We start from the raw sequence: 17,696 nt of genomic DNA, 5'->3' as shown, positions 1-17,696 counted from the left end.
TTTGCCATCGTTGTACGCGGTTACGAAATGAGTCGTCCGGATTGCGAGCCACCAAGGGTTGGAGCCGCTACGCGGGAGCCATAGATCTGCCCATCATTTGGACGCAAGACGGTACCGAGATGCTTCTGGGGCAGCTGCGCTGCCAGGGTGGAGCAATGCAACAACGCATCCACTTGATCCATATGGGTGACTGGTGCGATTCACGCAACCACGCTACGAAGCAAAGGGCACGAATTCAGCGACCGGACGTCACAGCGATGGCACGATTGAATCGACCTATCGCAGAACATCGCGAGTATTAAATTCGTACCCTTTACAAGGGGCGGCTAATGGGTGACCCCATTTAACGGACCACGGAGTACGTTCGGCGGCATGCGACGGTCTTCGTTCGTCGTTACTTAAAACGTTTTCTACTCCGTCGGTACAAGCCGGGGGCGGCCCGGCAGCCGCTCACTTTCTTTGCTTCGCCAAAGAAAGTAAGCAAAGAAAGGCGACCGCAAAGCCGTTGCCTTCCCTTCGGTCAGGTCCCCAAATGAGAGCGCGGTCAGCCGGGTGGAAAGACAAACTCGCTTCGCTCAAACATGTCTTCCCACAATTCCCGTCTGACCGCGCTCTCATTTGGCAACGTCCCAATGCGGAATTCAAAAGCAACCCCAACGTCAAAAGCAACCCCAACGTCAAAAGCAACTTCAACCCCAACCCCAACGTCAAAACCAACCCCGAGCAGTTAAATGGGGTCGGAGTTTTTTTTCGCGTCCTTTGCGAAAATTACTCTGACCCCATTTAACGGACCACGGAGTACATACCGCCGCGCTCGACTGATGCCGGCGCTGCGCCAGTCTTCAATACCCGGCATCCCGCACAGCATCCTCGGTAGCACGTTTCGCCACCTCTATGCGATGCATCGCATGCCGTTGCAGTTCCAGCACCCGCGGATCGTCTTCGCGCTGGCCGGTGTCGTTGCGGGCGCGTTCCAGTGCGTCGATGGCGTCGTGCAGGCGGCCGCGGTGGTCGAGGCGGGCGTCGGGGCGTTCTTCCTGGTAAATATCTTTGCCTACATATTGGGCAAGCTGGTTGATTTCACGCGTTGCCGCGTCGATTTCCGCCAGCGCCAGCTGTTCGTTCCTGCCCATCTGCCAGTTGTCGCCGGGACGGTGGTCGATCAGCCAGCGGGCGGCGTGCAGGTCAGCCAGCGCATGCAGGTATGCGCCGTGGTGGCCCGGTTCGTCGGCTTGCGCGGCGAGCGGCAGCACCGCGGGGACCAGCAGCAAGGAAAGCACGAGTTTGTGGATTGTTTTCATGGGACCTCCGGAATTGTTCTTGTGTGTCAAAGGCATGCGGGCTCAGCCATGCTGCCGGCGCCGCATTGCCGATCAGCGATAGTAGTAGGGATGCGGAGCGTAATAGCCGCGCGCCGGGACGACCACGCAACCGCTGACCGCGGTACACAAAGTGATGCCGAGCACGATTAATCCGATGAGCTTTTTCATGTTGACCTTCTTTCCTGTTTGAGTTGCTACGAGGTCAGAATGCCATCCGGATGTTGATACAGGTGCTTCCAGGCGGTGTGAGATGTAACGGTTTGTTAGGTTCGCCGCAATCGGCAACAAGCGCCTGGAGCCAGGCAGGGTAGCCTGGCTGCGCTGCCCTGGACCGGCTTATGCTACTCGGAGACGACAGTCGTTTCGACCTTGGCATGCAAGGTAATGAGCGGCACTTTGCTTACCAGCCACAACGCGATCACGGTGACCACCACCGCCAGCCCGACTCCCATATGGATCGATCCGATCAGCGCTTCGCGCGCCGCTTCCAGCAGCAGCTGGCCCTGGTGGCCGGCGTTCGTCAGCTGCGCCAGCACGGTGGCCTGGGTTTCATGGCTGATCAGGATCTGCGGGTCGGCAAAACTGCTGAACCAGCTGTCCGCCTTGTCCTGCGCCAGCGCCTGGCGCACGCTGCCGGCGTACATGTGGTTGATCAGGGTGCCGATGATCGCGGTGCCGAGCATGCTGCCGATCATGCGCAGCGATTGCATCAGCGCGGTGGCGATGCCGAGGTGCTCGCGGCCGGCTTCCTGCTGGATGAAGATGGTCAGGTTGGGCAAGATGAATCCCAGGCCGAGGCCGCCTATCAGCATGAACGCGGCGATCACGCCATGCGAGGTCCAGCGGTTAGAGATCACCACGCCGAGGCAGGACAGCGCCAGCAGGCTGAAGCCGATGTAGAGCATCACGTTCGGATTCTTGATCTTGGTGATGATGCGGCCGTTGGAAATGCTGCCGACCATGATGCAGGCCACCAGCGGCGTGATCAGCAGGCCGGCTTCCTGCGGCGACAGGCCGAACCCGCCCTGGTACAGCAGCGGCGCGTAGAACATCAGCGAAAACATGGAGAACCCGCTCAGCACCGACAGCAGGAACAGGATCGACAGCCTGGGGTCGACCAGCAAGTCGAACGGCAGGATCGGCTGCGGTGTGTGATGCTCCCATTTCCACAGGGCGACGAAGGCCACGATGCTGGCAGCCAGCAGACCCAGCATGCCAAGCGACAAGCCATGCTTGGGCAGCATCTCGACGAACAGCTGCAGGCATCCCAGCGACGCGGTGATCAGCAGGGCGCCCGGCCAGTCGAGGCGGATCTTGGCGTCAGGATGGGTATGGCGCAGGTGCGGCAGGTATTTGTAGACGAAGAACAGCGACAGCACGCCGACCGGCAGGTTGACGTAAAACACCCAGCGCCAGCCCCAGTATTGCGTCAGGAATCCGCCCAGCGAGGGTCCCACCGCGGTGGCGATGCCGAACGCCGTGCTCATCATCACTTGCCAGCGCAGGCGCACGTGGGCGCCGGGGAACAGGTCGGGGATGCAGGCGAACGCGGTGCCCACCAGCATGCCGCCGCCGATGCCCTGCAAGCCGCGCGCGATCACCAGCCACAGCATGCTGTTGGCCATGCCGCACAAGATGGAGGCGGTGGTGAACAGCAGGATGGAGACCAGCACGAAGGGCTTGCGGCCGTAAAAATCGCCGAGCCGGCCGAAAATCGGCACGGTGATTACCGAGGTCAGCAGGTAAGAGGTCGCCACCCAGGCGTACAGCTCAAAACCTTTTAATTCGGCAACGATGGTCGGCAACGCCGTGCCGACCACGGTCGAGTCCAGCGCCACCAGCATCACCACAAAGGCGATGCCGAGCATGGCAAGCAGGGATTCACGGAACGGTAAAACCTGGTCGCTCGAGTGAGCGGAGGCGGAATGGATAGCCATATTGTTGTTTATCGGCGGAACCGCCGGTTGGGGGAACGGGGCACTGATTACCGTAACCAGCCTGCGCAGGGCGAGGGCCGATTCATTATTGCAAACACAAGATCATACGCCTCTTGAGGCGTTTCTGCTGCTGCGTTGCTGCCCTTGGCCGATATCGTATTGGGGGATTTGCCCGGCGATAATTTATAATCATGTCTTTGCGCCCAAATCCGATGAATCCGCTGCCTCCCAGTTTTTCAGACCAGACGCTGCGCCAGCTGCGGCGCGCCTGGCGCAAATACGGCATTTTATGGCTAGGCGCGGTGCTGGTAGGCTTGGTTGCGGTGCTCTACGCCTGGCTGATGGATGTCGGCTTCGGCATGTTCCGTTCCATGCAGCAGTCGCATTTCTGGCTGCCGCTGTTTATCACGCCGGCGGTCGGCGCCTTGTGCGTATGGGCCACGCGCCGTTATTTTCCCGGTTCCGAAGGCAGCGGCATTCCGCAAGTGATCGCGACGCTGGAAGAAGACACCAGCCAACGCGGCGAATCGCTGCTGTCGCTGAAAATCTTGGCGGGCAAGATCGGGGTGTCGTTCATCGGTATCCTGGGCGGCTTCACCATCGGCCGCGAAGGGCCTACGGTACAGGTCGGTGCAGCCTTGATGTTCAACCTGCGGCGCCTTTATCCGCGCGCCAGCGCGGCATTGGAACGGCGCCTGATACTGGCGGGGGCGGCGGCCGGCTTGTCGGCGGCTTTCAACACGCCGCTGGCCGGGATCGTGTTTGCGATTGAAGAATTGACGCGCAGCTTTGAACATCGCGCCAGCGGCGTCGTCATTACCGTGATTATTTTTGCCGGCGCGGTGGCGCTCGGCTTGAACGGCAACTATACCTATTTCGGCACGATACAGATCGACAGCGCAATGACCGACATGGTGGCGCTGGCAGTGCTGGTCACCGGCATCCTGACCGGCGTCGCCGGCGGCATGTTCGGCTGGCTGCTGTTGAATACCAAGCGCTGGATCCCGGCCCGGATCCAGCATTTGCGCAGCACCCGTCCGATCGCTTTCGGCGCGCTGTGCGGCTTGCTGGTGGCGGTGATCGGCGTGATTGCCGGCGGCGCCACTTTCGGCAGCGGTTATGTCGAGGCCAAGGGCGTGCTGGAAGGGCAGCAGCAGCTGTCGGTGTTTTATCCCTTCCTGAAAATGGCGTCGATGGTGTCGTCCTACCTGCCCGGCATCCCCGGGGGCATTTTTGCGCCGTCGCTGTCGATCGGCGCCGGTTTCGGCAACCTGCTGCACTATGTGTTCAGCCACACTTCGTTGCCGATGCTGATTGCGCTGGCGATGGTGGGCTACCTGGCGGCCGTCACGCAATCGCCGATCACCGCATTCGTGATCGTGATGGAAATGATCAACGGCCATGCGCTGGTGATCTCCTTGATGGCGACGGCCCTGATCGCCAGCCGGGTGTCGCGGCTGTTCATGCCGCCGCTGTATGACGCGCTGTCAGAGCGCTATCGGGTCGCCGCGAGCGCGGCGCTCGTCAATTTGGAAAAAACGGAAGTTAAGCAATTAGGAAATGAGTCGGGAAAATGATTAATACAGATATGGTGGCTTATTACGCCAAACGCGCTTCGACTTACGAAGAGATTTACCAGCGCCCGGAGCGCCAGGATGAACTGCTGACCCTGCAGGTGCGGGTGCAGGAACTGATGGAAGGCCACGATGTGCTGGAGCTGGCCTGCGGCACCGGATTCTGGACCGAGCAGATCGCCGCTTCGGCAAAATCAGTCTACGCCACCGACATCAACCCGGAAATGATCGAACTGGCCAAGGCCAAGCAACTGCCGGCCGGCAAGGCGACTTTCGCGCTGGCGGACCTCAACACCTTCCAGCCGGACCGTCCGTTCACCGCCTGTTTCCTGGGTTTCTGGTGGTCGCACGTAGGGCGCCAGGACCAGGTGCGCTTCATCGCCCAGCTGCGTGAAAAATTGGGCAAGGATATCTTGCTGGTGATGATAGACAACGGCTACGTCGAGGAACAAAGCACGCCGATCGCCCGCACCGATGCGGATGGCAATACCTACCAGTTCCGCACCCTGCCCAACGGCGAACGCTACGAAGTCATGAAGAATTTCCCGACCGACAGCGGCCTGCGCAAGAAGCTGGCGCCGCTCACGCGCGAACTGCGCATCCTGCGGCTCGAATACTACTGGCTGCTCAGCTGCCGCATCAAATAAGGTCGCGCACTAACTCTTGGCGCCGGCCGCAGGCGCTGCCGGGGAGGAATCCGGCAGCGCGGTGTCTGCCGCGGCCAGCGGAAAATTCGCCCATTCGGTGGCGAAATGCACCTTCGGATCGTCATCCACTTTTTTCTTGATGCGCAGGTTGAAGCTGCGCGTGACCTCGTTCTGGGTTTGCGGCTTGGTGCGGATGCCGGCCAGCAGCGCCACGCCGTTCAAGTCGAAGCCATTGACCCCGTAGATCTCGATCGGCTGCAGCAGCAGCCTGCGCAGGCGGCGGTCTTCCAGCATTTCGGCGCCGGTTTCGCGCATCAGGCGCAGCGCATGGTCGACGTCTGAATCATGGGTGATACTCAGTTTGAGCGAAGCATAGGTATATTCGCGCGAATCGTTCTTGATCGCCGTGATCTGCGAAAACGGCACGCTGTGCACCGAGCCGTTGCTGTCGCGCAGGCGCACGGTGCGGATGGTCAGGTTTTCCACCGTGCCGGCGTGGCCGTTGCCGACATCGACCCAGTCGCCGACCGACATCGAATCTTCCATCAGGATGAAGACGCCGGTGATCAGGTCCTTCACCAGCGATTGCGAACCGAAGCCGAACGCCAGCCCGACCACGCCGGCCGAAGCCAGCAGCGGCGTCACATTGATGCCGAGGTTGGCCAGCGTGGTGATGACGGTGATGGTCAGGATCAGCAGCATCAGCGCATTGCGCAGCAGGGGCAGGATGGTGCGCATGCGGGTGCTCGGGTTCTTGCGCGCGTACCGGCTGTTGCGGGTCGGACTGATGGATTCCTGGATGAAGGTGTCGAGCAGGATCCAGACCAGCCAGGCCACCACCAGCGTCAGGCCGATCTTGCCCAGCGCCGAGACGATCATCTGGCCGATCAGGGTGGCGTTGGCGAATTCCAGCAGCGAATGTTCCCAGATCCTGGTCAGCAGCTCGAAGAAACCAATCCACAGGGCCAACTGCAGCAGGCTGAAGCCGACGTTGCTGAGGCGCAGGATGTAAGGAGATTGCCGCCGCGTCGCCACCGCAGTCGTCTTGCGGGCGCGCACGCGCTGCAGCAGCGCGCTGATGAAAAACATGGCGATCAGCAGCGCCGCGCTGGCCAGCGCATGGTTGAGCGCCGAATTGTTGCTCGACAAATCGAGGATGGTGGCGACGCTGACGGTGACGCTCAGCAGCAGGATCGGTATGTACCAGAACGCGGCGATCACTTCCAGCGTTTCCATGCGCGCCGGATGGTCGCGCCGCACCGCCAGCGGCCGGTTGCGGATGATGTGCGCCACCGGGCGCCGGAACAGCAGGGCGAACACGCCGCCCAGTATCGCCGCCACCAGGCTGGCCAGGGTCGCCGTCACGCTGGCCAGGTGGACGCCGATGATCTGGTTCACATGAGGATTGTCCAGGGCGTCGCCAAGCCAGCCGGCGCAGCCGATCACATACAGCAGGTTAAAGCCGCGCTGGTACAGGATATGCACCGCAACCATGCGGTGGCCGCCGTGCGACAGCGAAAAAATGATGGCGCAGACGGCCTGGAACAGACGCGCGCCGACCAGCGTGTACAGCAGCACGGTGGCCAGGGTCCGTCCCAGCGATTGTCCGTGCGCGCTGTCCAGGCTGATGGTGACCGAGATTTCCACCACCAGCGCCAGCAATATCGGCGCGATGTGGCGCCAGATATACAGCAGCAATTCCTTCATGCTGGGATCGGAGGACAGCTTCGTCTCGACCTTGAAGCGCCGCTGCAGCCACTTGCCGAGATAGTACAGGGCAACGGCGACGGCGCCGAACAGGGCCAGCATGGCGAGGAAACTGGCCAGCGCCTGCCATCCGGTTTCCGACTCCTGGCGCTGCAGGATGGTCGACAGGTCTCCCCAGGCCAGTGAAAACTGCTGGTTCCAGAATTTTTCCGGCGTGACGACTTGCTTCAGGTGCGCCTGGAAAGCATCGAGGCTATTGGAAATCAGGCCGATGAAGCCCTTTTGTTCGGGCGACGCCTTGCTGTTCTGCTGCTCCGCCTGGATCAGCGTGGCTACCAGGCTGCCGGTGGCGGGATTGCTTTGCAGGACCTTGGATAGCGAGTCCAGCGCGGAGGGCGCCGGCGCTGCGGCGGGCGGGGTGCTGGCGCCGCTGGCGGAAGCCGCCGCGGCCGCGTGAACCGGCCCGGCGCCGGCCAGCACCAGGCTCAGCAGCAAGCTGCACAGCATGCCCATCAGCAAGCGGACTATGGAAGGGGAAAAGCTGGTCTTCATGTCGGCTGGGCAAAAGTCATAAAGTGACAATCTTACCGTACCGCTGCCGTATGGTCCGCAAGTTAAGCGCATGTCAAAAAAACATGCACACGCCGGTCAATCGGCGGCAACCAGCCGCTGCAGGCTTACGCCGCCGGCAAATCGTCTTCCATGTAAGCGCGCACGATATCGTCGAAGCCGGCATCGCCGGTAAAACCCAGCGCCGTCGCCCGGCTGGCGTCCCAGGCGCCCGGCCAGCTTGAGATGATGCGGTCGATCGCCGGATCGTGGATCCATTCCACCCGCGCCGCGACCTGTTTGCCGGCGACCCGCTCCAATGCCGCGACCATGTCGGCGACGGTAACCGAGATCCCCGGCAGGTTGACGGTGCGGCTCTTGCCGAAGGCTTCGGCCGGCAGCGTGTAGCCGTGGATCAGGCTGGCGATCACCTTGCGCGGCGACAGCAGCCACAGGCGTACATCCGGCGCTACCGGGCAAACGGCGGACTGGCCGCTGAGCGGCTCGCGGATGATGCCGCTGGCGAAAGACGAGGCGGCCTGGTTGGGCTTGCCGGGCCGCACGCTGATGGTCGGCAAACGCAACACGCGGCCATCGACAAATCCCTTGCGGCTGTAATCGTTGAGCAGCAGTTCGGCGATCGCCTTTTGCGTGCCGTAAGACGATTGCGGATTGAGCGCTGTATCGTCCTGCACCACGGCCGGCAGCACGCCGCCGAATACAGCGACGGAGCTGGTGAAAATCACGCGCGGCACATTGGCGCAGGAACGGCAGCGTTCCAGCAGCAAGCGCGATGCGTCGAGGTTGATGCGCATGCCTAGGTCGAAATCGGCTTCGGCCTGGCCGCTGACAATCGCCGCCAGGTGAAACACCGCCGCCGTCTGCGGCGTGATCACGCGCTCCAGCAAAGCGCGCTCGGTGATGTCGCCGGTGATTTGCTCGATCCGGGCGTCGTCGAAGCCGGCGGCGGCGGCCACGTCGACCAGGGTGATCTTGCTGATGGCTTGCAGCTGGCCGCTGCGGTCCGGCAGGCTGCCTTGCTTGAGCAGGCTGCGCGCCAGGCGCTGGCCGAGGAAGCCGGCGCCGCCGGTGATGACTACTTGCATGGCAATTCCTTATTGAGCGTTGTTCGAAGCTTGTTTATAACCACGGCTTGAGCCAGCCCAGGCCGTCGGAAGTGGCGGCGCGCGGCCGGTATTCGCAACCGATCCAGCCCTGGTAGCCGAGGGCGTCGATCAGCTCGAACAGGTACGGATAATTGATTTCGCCGATATCGGGTTCATGCCGTTCGGGCACGCCGGCGACCTGGATGTGGCCGATGCCGGCCTGCGGCCGCACCATGTCGCGCTTGAGCTTGACCGCCAGGTCGCCTTCGACGATCTGGCAGTGGTAGAGGTCGAACTGCACTTGCAGGTTGCGGGCGCCGACCTCGGCGCAGATCGCCTGGGCATCGTCCTGGCGGTTCAGGAAGAAGCCGGGGATATCGCGCGTGTTGATCGGCTCGATCACGATCGTGATGCCATGCACAGCCGCTTCCGCCGCCGCGTAGGCGAGGTTTTCCAGGTACACGGCGCGATGGCGGGCGCGGTCCTGCTGCGGCTGGATCAGGCCGGCCATCACGTGCAGCTTCTGGTTGCCGAGCGCTTGCGCATATTCCAGGGCGGTGGCGACGCTGCGCTTGAATTCATCTTCGCGTCCCGGCAGCGAGGCAATGCCGCGTTCGCCGGCGGCCCAGTCGCCTGGAGGTGCGTTGAACAGCGCCTGCGTCAAGCCGTTGTCGCGCAGCCTGGCCTGCAATTCGGCGGCGGCATGCTCGTACGGGAACAGGAACTCGACACCTTTGAAACCGTCCCTGGCCGCAGCCGGAAAGCGGTCAAGGAAAGCGTGCTCGTTGTACATCATGGTGAGGTTGGCGGCAAAACGCGGCATTGCTGGACTCCCGGAAAGTACGTTGTTAGCGGTTGACCATCTTGGGCGGCGTGCGCAAGATGGCGATCGAACCTATCACCAGCATGCCTGCGAGCATGAACATGCCGGTCTGGTTATTGTGCGTCGTATCTTTCAGCCAGCCGACCAGGAACGGGCTGACGAAACCGGCCAGGTTGCCGACCGAGTTGATCACCGCAATGCCGGCGGCAGCGCCGGTGCCGGACAGGAAGGCGGTCGGCAGCGACCAGAACAGCGGCGAGCAGGTCAGCACGCCCATCGCGGCCAGCGACAGGAAAGCGATTGCAATCACGGTATTGTCGGCGGCAATCGCGGACACCACGAAGCCGACGGCGCCCAGCAGGGCCGGCACGATCAGGTGCCAGCGCCGTTCACGCAGGCGGTCGGAGCGGCGGCCGATGAGGATCATGGCGAATACGGCGCACACGAAAGGAATCGCACTGATCAGGCCGATCTTGAAATCGCCGACGACGCCGGAAGCCTTGACCAGGGTCGGCAGCCAGAACGTCAGGCCGTACTGGCCCATGACGATGCAGAAGTAGATCAGGCACATGTGCCAGATGCGGATATCCTTGAATACGGCTGCGGTGGATTTCGGGCTCTGCTTGTCTTTCTGGTCGGCGCGGATTTCCGCTTCCAGGAAATCCTTTTCCGCTTCAGTCAGCCACTTGGCTTTGCGGATGCTGTTGTCCATCACGAAAAACACGGCGATACCAACCAGGATTGCCGGTATCGCTTCGATCATGAACATCCATTGCCAGCCGTGCCAGCCGCTGGAGCCGTGGAACGACTGCATGATCCAGCCCGACAGCGGATTGCCGAAAATGCCGGATACCGGAATCGCCGCCATGAAGGTGGCGACCACCTTGGCCCGCCGGTGCGATGGAAACCAGTAAGTCAGGTAGAGGATGATGCCGGGATAGAAACCGGCTTCCGCCAGGCCCAGCAGGAAGCGCAGGACATAGAACTGGGTAGGTGTCTGGACCCAGGCGAAACAGGCCGACAGTATGCCCCAGGTGATCATGATGCGGGCGATCCACAGCTTGGCGCCGACCCGGTTCATGATCAGGTTGCTGGGCAGTTCGAACAGGAAATAGCCAAGGAAGAAGATGCCGGCGCCGAGGCCGAAAATGGTTTCGCTGAACCCCAGGTCCTGCGACATCTGCAGCTTGGCAAAACCGACGTTGACGCGGTCCAGGTAGGCCACCACGTAACACAGCATGATGAACGGCACAAAGCGCCAGAATACTTTCTTGTACAGGTTTTCGGCTTGTTCGGCCGGCAGGCTTGCAGTTGCCTGCGCGCCTTTCTTTATAATCGTTGCTGACATCTTGTCTCCACCAGTTTAATTTTAAAAGCCGGACGTTTCTATTTGTTGAACTTATTTGTCAACATTTACCAGCGCGCTCCAAATACCCGATACAACTCATCCAGCGCCTCTGTGCCCAGCGGCTCCGGTTTATCCTTCGCCATCAGCCACAGGCGCGCCGTTTCTTCCAGCTCTTCCAGCGCGTACGCCGCCTGCGCAACGCTTTCGTGCCACAGCACCGGTCCCAGCCGTTCCAGCAATACCCCGCGTACGCTGGCCGCCAGCAAGCTGACTTGCTGCGCAACCTGCGGATCGCCGGGGCGGCAATACGGGATCAGCGGGATGCGTCCGACCTTCATCACCTGGTATGGCGTGATCGGCGGCAGCACCGCGCTGTCATGCCAGACGCCGGCCAGGGTCAGCGCCACCAGGCTGGTCGAGTGGGTATGCACCACGGCTTGCATCTGCGGGTTGTTGTCGTAGATCGCGCGATGCAGGGCCAGCGTCTTCGACGGCTTGTCGCCGCTGACCCAGCGGCCGTTCAGGTCGACCTTGGCGATCTGCGCCGGCGCCATCCTGCCGAGGCAGGCGTCGGTCGGCGTGATCAGCCAGCCGTCGTCGAGGCGGGCGCTGATGTTGCCTGCCGCGCCTACTGTGTAATTGCGTTGATGCAGGCTGGCCCCGATCTCGCAGATTTCTTCGCGCAGCGCCTGTTCCTTGAGCATGGCGCCGGCGCCTGCCTGGTTCTTGGGAGTGGTCATGGTCGTGTTCCGCCTAGCCGATTTTCACCTAGCTGAAGCAGCGCCTTTTCAAAGAAATCGATGCTGCCGAAATTGCCCGACTTGAGCGCCAGCGCCAAAGGCGTAGCGCCGATCGACGCCGTCGCCGGCACGCCGGGATCGATTTGCGCGCCTATGCGCAAAGCCCGCACGCCGAGCGCCTTGACCACTGCGCCGGAAGTTTCGCCGCCGGCGATCACGAAGCGCCGTACGCCGCTGGCCAGCAGCGCCGCGGCGATATCGGCCAGCGCCTGCTCTATCAGTAAACCGGCGCGCTCGACGCCGAGCTCGGCCTGCACCTGTTTCACTTGTTCCGGCGTGGTGGTGGCATAGATCAGCGCCGGCTGCTTATCCAGATGCTGTCGCGCGAAGGCCAATGCCTGTGCGACCACCGGTTCGCCGCCGGCGAGCGCCAGCGGATCGATGCGGAACGCCGGGCGCTTTTCCAGCCACGCCTTGACCTGGGCGTTGGTAGCTTTCGATGCGCTGCCGGCCAGCACCACCGACAAGCCCTCTACCGCCGGCAGTTCGCTGGCTGCCGCACCTTGCTGCGGATCGAGCAGGCCGGCGCGCACGAAATTGCCCGGCAGGCCGAGCGCGATGCCGGAGCCGCCGGTAACCAGCGGCAAACCGTCGCAGGCGGCGCCGATGGCGTACAGGTCCTGGTTTTCCAGGGCGTCGATAATCGCCATGCGCACGCCTTGCTGGCGCAGTACGTCGAAGCCGGCGCGGATCTGGCCGGTTCCCTGGGACACTGTCGGATAACCGACCAGGCCGACCTTGGAAGGGGTTTGCTGCTGCAGCACGCGGACCAGGTTCGGATCGGTCATCGGCGTCAATGGATGGTTCTGCATTCCCGATTCGCTGAGCAGCTGGTCCTGGATAAACAGGTGGCCGCGATACAGGGTGCGTCCGGTTTCGGGGAATACCGGGCAGACTATCGTGAAATCGCTGCCCAAGGCGTCCAGCAGGGCGTCGGCCACCGGGCCGATATTGCCCTGCGGGGTAGAGTCGAAAGTGGAACAGTACTTGAAAAAGAACTGGCGGCAGCCTTGCCGCTGCAGCCAGCGCAGCGCCGCCAGGGAATCGGCCACGGCCTCCGCGGCAGGCGCCGTGCGCGACTTGAGCGCCACCACGATGGCGTCCACGTCCTGCGGCGCGCTGTCCGGCACGCCGATGGTCTGCACGGTGCGCATGCCTTCGCGCACCAGCATGTTGGCGAGGTCGGTGGCGCCGGTGAAATCGTCGGCGATGCAGCCGAGCAGGGGGCTTGTCTGTGCCGGCATGGTTTACTCCTGCGCCGTCGGCAACTGGATGCCGGGGAAGATCTTGATCACGGCGGCGTCGTCCTCGGCGCCATGGCCGGCGGTGGACGCCATCATGAACATCTGGTGCGCGGCGGCCGAGAGCGGCAGCGGGAATTTGCTGGTGCGCGCGGTATCCAGCACCAGCCCCAGATCCTTGACGAAAATATCCACCGCGGACAGCGGCGTGTAGTCGGCTTTCAGTATATGCGGCACGCGGTTTTCAAACATCCACGAATTGCCGGCGCTGTTGGTGATCACTTCGTACAGGGAATCGGCGTCGACGCCTTCACGCAGTCCCAGCGCCATCGCTTCCGCCGCGGCGGCGATATGCACGCCGGCCAGCAGCTGGTTGATGATCTTTACCTTGGAACCCATGCCGTGCGCTTCGCCCAGCCGGTAGACCTTGCCGGCGATTGCCGACAGCACGGCTTCGCCTTTGGCATACGCCGCGGCCGGACCGGAAGTCATCATGGTCATCTCGCCGGAAGCGGCGCGTGCGGCGCCGCCCGATAACGGCGCGTCGAGGAACAGCAAGTGCTGCGCGGCCAGCCGTTCGCCTAGCTTGGCCGCGTATTCCGGCGCGACCGTGGCGCTGGCGATCACCAGGCTGCCGGGCTGCATGGCGGCAGCAGCGCCTTGCTCGCCGAACAGTACCTGTTCGGTTTGCGCGGCGTTGACCACCACCGTAATCACGACTTCGCATAACGCGCCCAGTTCAGCCGGGGTCTTGCAGGCGATGCCGCCTTCGCTGGCGAACTGCTGCAATACTTCCGGCCTGACATCGCAAGCATGCGCACGCAAGCCGGCGCGCAGCAAAGAACGGGCAACGCCCAAGCCCATGGCACCAAGGCCGATTACACCTACATTGATTGTCATTGTCGATCCTGATTAACGGGTTTTTGCAACATTCTTGGTTTTCTGCGCAGCCTTGGTGTCGGCGGCGCCCTGCGCCATGCGGCGCGCCGCGTTGAACATGTGGTTTTGCGCCGCGTTGCGCGCGGCCAGCGCGTCGCCGGCGGCAATCGCGGCGGCGATGGCGGCGTGTTCTTCATAGACCTGGCGCATGAAATCGTCGCGCCTTGCTTCATTGCTGCGGGTGACCGCGGTGGCGGCTTCCAGGTATTGGCTGAGGAAGGCCAGCGTTTGCAGCAGGAAGGGATTGCCGGTGGCTTCGGCGATGCTGCGGTGGAACATGACGTCGGCCAGCACGCCGTCGCCGCCGGCATCGACATCGGCGGCGATGCCTTTCAGTGCGGTTTCTATCGCTTTCAGCTGGCGCGGCGTGCGGCGGGTAGCGGCCAGCGCCGCGACTTCGGCGTCGATGGCGCGCCGCAGTTCGACGATCTGCAGCACGGCGTCGGCCGACGAAGCCTGGTCGAACTGGATGCGCAAGGGCCGCAGATGGCCCTGTTCGCTGACATAGACGCCGCTGCCCTGGCGCGGCTCGACCGCGCCTTCATTCTTCAGGCGGGAAATCGCTTCGCGCACCACGGTGCGGCTGACGCCGAACTGCTCGGACAGCGCCGGCTCGGTGGGCAGCTTCGCGCCCGGGCCGAATTCGCCGGTTTGTATCTTTTTCAGCAGTTCCTGGGCGACGGTATCGCTCAGGGACGTCCGGTTGGCATTCAATTTATTGAACATTTTGTCTCTTCCAACGACATATTTTTATCGTAATGTGACCATATCATCATACGAATTATTGGAAAAATCAAGGCTTGTTTCAAAGCCGGTCCTTTTCTTTTCTGATTGTCATTGCCAATGATGACGGGAATAGGGTTCTTGCCTTGGGTCAATGAATGGCCAGGCTATGGCGGCTAAGATCGCAGTGATGCAAACGTGCCGGCTGTCACATTCCAGTAGAATCCTGTCCTTGTGGAAAACTCCCCCATGTCACGCCATCAGGATGGATATTCGATGAACAGAATTGCAAGCGCTTATCTGACGTTCTCCGCCATTGCCTTGTCCATGTGGAGCGTCCCGGCTGCGGCGCAAATCCGCATAGGCGTGGATATCGCCGTCACCGGCCCTGCAGCCGCTATCGGCGCGCCGACCAAAAACGCCATCCTGCTGTGGCCGAAAGAGATTGCAGGACAAAAGGTCGAGTACATCATCCTGGACGACGCCTCCGATCCGACCAACGCGGTGCGCAATGCGCGCAAGCTGGTCAGCGAAGAAAAAGTCGACCTGATCGTCGGCCCGAACACCACGCCTGCGGCGCTGGCCATGCTGGAGGTGGCGGCCGCGGCGGAAACGCCGATGGTGGCGCTGGCGGCTTCGGCGTCCATCGTCGAGCCGCAGGACGCCAAGCGCGCCTGGGTATTCAAGCTGCCGCAAAACGATTCGCACATGGCGACCATCCTGACCCAGCACATGGCCGACAACGGCATCAAGACAGTGGCCTTCATTGGTTTTGCCGACGCCTATGGCGACAGCTGGTGGCGCGAATTCTCGCACCTGGCCGAGCTGCGGAAAATCAAGGTGGTCGCCGGCGAGCGCTACAACCGCAACGACACCAGCGTCACCGGACAGATCCTCAAGATCATGTCGGCGCAGCCGGATGCGGTGCTGATCGCGGCGTCGGCGACGCCGGCGGTGCTGCCGCAAAAGACCCTGGTCGAGCGCGGCTACAAGGGACGCATCTACCAGACCCACGGCATCGCCACCGCGGACTTCCTGAAAGTCGGCGGCAAGGATGTCGAAGGCACTTTCTTCCCGACCGGGCCGGCGGTGGTGGCCAAGCAGCTGCCGCTCTCGAACCCGGTCAGGAAGACCGCGCTGGACTTTACCCGCCGTTATGAAGCGGTTTACGGCGCCGATACCATGACGCAGTTCGCCGCCGATGCCTGGGGCGCATACATGCTGGTTGCGAATGCCGTGCCGCAGGCGCTGAAATCGGGCCAGCCCGGCACCAGGCAATTCCGCGCGGCGCTGCGCAACGCCTTGGAAAACACCCATGACCTGACCATCCCGCAAGGCGTGGTCAACATGAATCCGAAGGACCATGTCGGGCTGGACCAGCGTTCGCGCGTGATGGGCCGGATCGTCAACAACAAGTTTACCTATGCATACGGCGGCTAGTCCGCCGCAAGAAAAAAACGAAAGTAAAAAAGATGGATCAATTCTGGTTGTGGCTGCGCGGTTTTGTCCCGGGGCAGGTGATGGTCAACGGCACCGAACGCATGCGCGCCTGCTGCGGCGCCTTGCTGGGGATCTTGCTGACCGGGCTGGCAAGCCACTGGGTGCTGGGGCCGACGGCGGCGCTGCCGTTGCTGATCGCGCCGATGGGCGCTTCCGCCGTGCTGCTGTTCGGCGTGCCGGCCAGCCCGCTGGCGCAGCCGTGGTCCATCATCGGCGGCAACCTGGTCGCAGCGGTGATCGGCGTCGCTTGTGCGCGCTGGATTCCCGATCCATTGTTTGCCACCTCGATTGCGGTGTCGGCGGCGATCGGCGCCATGTTTGCGTTGCGCTGCCTGCATCCGCCCAGCGGCGCGGTGGCGCTGACCGCGGTGCTGGGCGGTCCGGCGGTGACCGGCCTGGGTTTTCATTTCGTGCTGGCGCCGGTGCTGCTGAATTCCTTGCTGCTGCTGCTGGTGGCGCTGTTGTTCAATAACGCTACCCGCCGCCGCTATCCGCATGTGGCTCACGTCGATCCCGGCAAGCTGCACCAGACCAAGGACCAGCCCAGCGGCCGGCGCATCGGCTTCACGCAGGAAGACCTGGATCATGTCTTGCAGCAGTACAACCAGGTGCTCGATGTCAGCCGCGACGACCTGGAAAACCTGATCCTGCAAACCGAGCTGCATGCCTACCGGCGCCGTTTCGGCGCGATCACCTGCGCCGACATCATGTCGCGCGATGTCGTCAGCGTCGAGTACGGCACCTCGCTGGAAGATGCCTGGGCTCTGCTGCTGAAGCACCGGATCAAGGCGCTGCCGGTGATCAATTCGGCGCGGCGCCTGGTCGGCATCGTCACCCAGACCGATTTCATGCGGCAGGCGAACCTGCAGGTGTACACCGGCTTCGAGCAGAAACTGAAGCAGTTCATCCAGCGCACCACCACTACCCATTCCGACAAGCCGGAAGTGGTCGGCCAGATCATGACCAGCGCCGTGCAGAGCGCGGTGACCGACGCTCACATCGTCGAGCTGGTGCAGCCCTTGTCCGATTCCGGCATACACCACATCCCGATTGTCGACGACCAGCGGCGCCTGGTCGGCATGGTGACGCAGTCCGACATGGTCGCGGCCCTGTACCGCGGGAATGCGAATTTAACCACACCCTGATCTCTTTCCGGCATGCGGCAATTGCTGCAAACCGGCGCGGGCCGTACAATGGCGGGGTTTTGGTGCACGCGGACATGTCCATGTCCGCAGTTAAACGGGAAACACGGCGCCAGGCGACTCGACAAGATCGCCGGCACAACGTGTGCTGCCCCCGCAACGGTAAAACAAGCGTCGCCGGTGGTTTCCATTCCTGGATTCCTCCGGTCGGCAGGGCGTATCTACTACCACTGAGCCTGGCTTGGGAAGGTTATGCGCTCCGACTTGTCAGCCCGGATACCGGCCAAAGCAGGTGGAGTAAAGAATAGGCCTTCGTAAAAGGCTTATTTGCTACTACC

At 62.4% G+C, this 17,696-nt stretch carries 14 protein-coding genes and 1 riboswitch; of the genes, 4 read left to right on the top strand and 10 right to left on the bottom strand.

Annotation, left to right across the window (positions count from 1 at the left end):
- Positions 1–842: 842 nt before the first annotated feature.
- Positions 843–1,301, bottom strand: a complete 459-nt coding sequence (locus tag BM062_RS23630) for a hypothetical protein (RefSeq protein WP_092401804.1) — start codon at positions 1,299–1,301, stop codon at positions 843–845.
- A gap of 362 nt (positions 1,302–1,663) precedes the next feature.
- A complete protein-coding gene (locus BM062_RS23625; protein WP_092401801.1) occupies positions 1,664–3,259 on the bottom strand; it encodes an MDR family MFS transporter in 1,596 nt (531 codons plus the stop codon).
- Between the two features lie 191 nt (positions 3,260–3,450).
- Here BM062_RS23625 and BM062_RS23620 point away from each other — a divergent pair, with 191 nt between their 5' ends.
- Both BM062_RS23620 and BM062_RS23615 read left to right on the top strand, forming a co-directional pair.
- Positions 3,451–4,836 carry a chloride channel protein gene (locus BM062_RS23620; RefSeq protein ID WP_092401798.1) on the top strand — a complete coding sequence of 462 codons (1,386 nt, stop codon included), beginning with the start codon at positions 3,451–3,453 and terminating at the stop codon, positions 4,834–4,836.
- Entirely contained in the window at positions 4,833–5,480 is a 648-nt protein-coding gene (locus BM062_RS23615; protein WP_092401795.1) for a class I SAM-dependent methyltransferase, read from the top strand. The genes BM062_RS23620 and BM062_RS23615 overlap by 4 nt, the downstream gene beginning before the upstream one ends.
- 9 nt (positions 5,481–5,489) lie before the next feature.
- Here the strand turns inward: BM062_RS23615 and BM062_RS23610 are convergent, their stop codons facing one another.
- The 8 genes from BM062_RS23610 to BM062_RS23575 form a co-directional block, all read right to left on the bottom strand.
- A complete protein-coding gene (locus BM062_RS23610) occupies positions 5,490–7,739 on the bottom strand; it encodes a mechanosensitive ion channel family protein (protein ID WP_175501144.1) in 2,250 nt (749 codons plus the stop codon).
- Positions 7,740–7,864: 125 nt separating this feature from the next.
- Entirely contained in the window at positions 7,865–8,842 is a 978-nt protein-coding gene (denD, locus tag BM062_RS23605; RefSeq protein ID WP_092401789.1) for a D-erythronate dehydrogenase, read from the bottom strand.
- A 34-nt stretch (positions 8,843–8,876) separates the two neighbouring features.
- Complete coding sequence (gene otnI / locus BM062_RS23600) at positions 8,877–9,665, bottom strand: 2-oxo-tetronate isomerase (protein WP_092401786.1); 789 nt, start codon at positions 9,663–9,665, stop codon at positions 8,877–8,879.
- Positions 9,666–9,690: 25 nt separating this feature from the next.
- Positions 9,691–11,013 (bottom strand): MFS transporter, encoded by a 1,323-nt coding sequence (locus tag BM062_RS23595; protein ID WP_175501143.1) that lies wholly within the window; start codon positions 11,011–11,013, stop codon positions 9,691–9,693.
- A 65-nt stretch (positions 11,014–11,078) separates the two neighbouring features.
- Positions 11,079–11,717, bottom strand: a complete 639-nt coding sequence (locus BM062_RS23590; protein ID WP_092401813.1) for a 3-oxo-tetronate 4-phosphate decarboxylase — start codon at positions 11,715–11,717, stop codon at positions 11,079–11,081.
- 32 nt (positions 11,718–11,749) lie between these two features.
- On the bottom strand, positions 11,750–13,057 hold the full coding sequence (otnK, locus tag BM062_RS23585; protein ID WP_092401783.1) for a 3-oxo-tetronate kinase: 1,308 nt from the start codon (positions 13,055–13,057) through the stop codon (positions 11,750–11,752).
- A 3-nt stretch (positions 13,058–13,060) separates the two neighbouring features.
- Positions 13,061–13,954 carry an L-threonate dehydrogenase gene (gene ltnD, locus BM062_RS23580; protein WP_092401780.1) on the bottom strand — a complete coding sequence of 298 codons (894 nt, stop codon included), beginning with the start codon at positions 13,952–13,954 and terminating at the stop codon, positions 13,061–13,063.
- Positions 13,955–13,966: 12 nt separating this feature from the next.
- Positions 13,967–14,719, bottom strand: a complete 753-nt coding sequence (locus tag BM062_RS23575) for a FadR/GntR family transcriptional regulator (protein ID WP_092401777.1) — start codon at positions 14,717–14,719, stop codon at positions 13,967–13,969.
- A gap of 324 nt (positions 14,720–15,043) precedes the next feature.
- Here BM062_RS23575 and BM062_RS23570 point away from each other — a divergent pair, with 324 nt between their 5' ends.
- The gene (locus tag BM062_RS23570) at positions 15,044–16,156 is read left to right on the top strand and encodes an ABC transporter substrate-binding protein (protein WP_371326624.1); all 1,113 of its coding nucleotides are present in this window, start codon (positions 15,044–15,046) and stop codon (positions 16,154–16,156) included.
- A gap of 32 nt (positions 16,157–16,188) precedes the next feature.
- On the top strand, positions 16,189–17,361 hold the full coding sequence (locus tag BM062_RS23565; protein ID WP_092401774.1) for an HPP family protein: 1,173 nt from the start codon (positions 16,189–16,191) through the stop codon (positions 17,359–17,361).
- 43 nt (positions 17,362–17,404) lie between these two features.
- A riboswitch (cobalamin riboswitch) is annotated at positions 17,405–17,661 on the top strand.
- The last annotated feature ends 35 nt before the right edge of the window (positions 17,662–17,696 follow it).

Source organism: Collimonas sp. OK412 (assembly GCF_900112135.1).
GTDB classification, from domain to species: Bacteria; Pseudomonadota; Gammaproteobacteria; order Burkholderiales; family Burkholderiaceae_D; genus Collimonas; species Collimonas rhizosphaerae.
Note: the sequence above shows the minus strand (reverse complement) of the source record. Positions and strands in the feature narration are given on the sequence as shown.

Bases quoted from the DNA above. Each gene is read 5' to 3' on its own strand.
- otnK (WP_092401783.1), bottom strand. From the start codon at position 13,057: ATGCCGGCACAGACAAGCCCCCTGCTCGGCTGCATCGCCGACGATTTC.
- BM062_RS23615 (WP_092401795.1), top strand. From the start codon at position 4,833: ATGATTAATACAGATATGGTGGCTTATTACGCCAAACGCGCTTCGACT.
- BM062_RS23625 (WP_092401801.1), bottom strand. From the start codon at position 3,259: ATGGCTATCCATTCCGCCTCCGCTCACTCGAGCGACCAGGTTTTACCG.
- otnI (WP_092401786.1), bottom strand. From the start codon at position 9,665: ATGCCGCGTTTTGCCGCCAACCTCACCATGATGTACAACGAGCACGCT.
- BM062_RS23575 (WP_092401777.1), bottom strand. From the start codon at position 14,719: ATGTTCAATAAATTGAATGCCAACCGGACGTCCCTGAGCGATACCGTC.
- BM062_RS23590 (WP_092401813.1), bottom strand. From the start codon at position 11,717: ATGCTCAAGGAACAGGCGCTGCGCGAAGAAATCTGCGAGATCGGGGCC.
- ltnD (WP_092401780.1), bottom strand. From the start codon at position 13,954: ATGACAATCAATGTAGGTGTAATCGGCCTTGGTGCCATGGGCTTGGGC.
- denD (WP_092401789.1), bottom strand. From the start codon at position 8,842: ATGCAAGTAGTCATCACCGGCGGCGCCGGCTTCCTCGGCCAGCGCCTG.
- BM062_RS23565 (WP_092401774.1), top strand. From the start codon at position 16,189: ATGGATCAATTCTGGTTGTGGCTGCGCGGTTTTGTCCCGGGGCAGGTG.
- BM062_RS23610 (WP_175501144.1), bottom strand. From the start codon at position 7,739: ATGAAGACCAGCTTTTCCCCTTCCATAGTCCGCTTGCTGATGGGCATG.
- BM062_RS23595 (WP_175501143.1), bottom strand. From the start codon at position 11,013: ATGTCAGCAACGATTATAAAGAAAGGCGCGCAGGCAACTGCAAGCCTG.
- BM062_RS23620 (WP_092401798.1), top strand. From the start codon at position 3,451: ATGTCTTTGCGCCCAAATCCGATGAATCCGCTGCCTCCCAGTTTTTCA.
- BM062_RS23570 (WP_371326624.1), top strand. From the start codon at position 15,044: ATGTGGAGCGTCCCGGCTGCGGCGCAAATCCGCATAGGCGTGGATATC.
- BM062_RS23630 (WP_092401804.1), bottom strand. From the start codon at position 1,301: ATGAAAACAATCCACAAACTCGTGCTTTCCTTGCTGCTGGTCCCCGCG.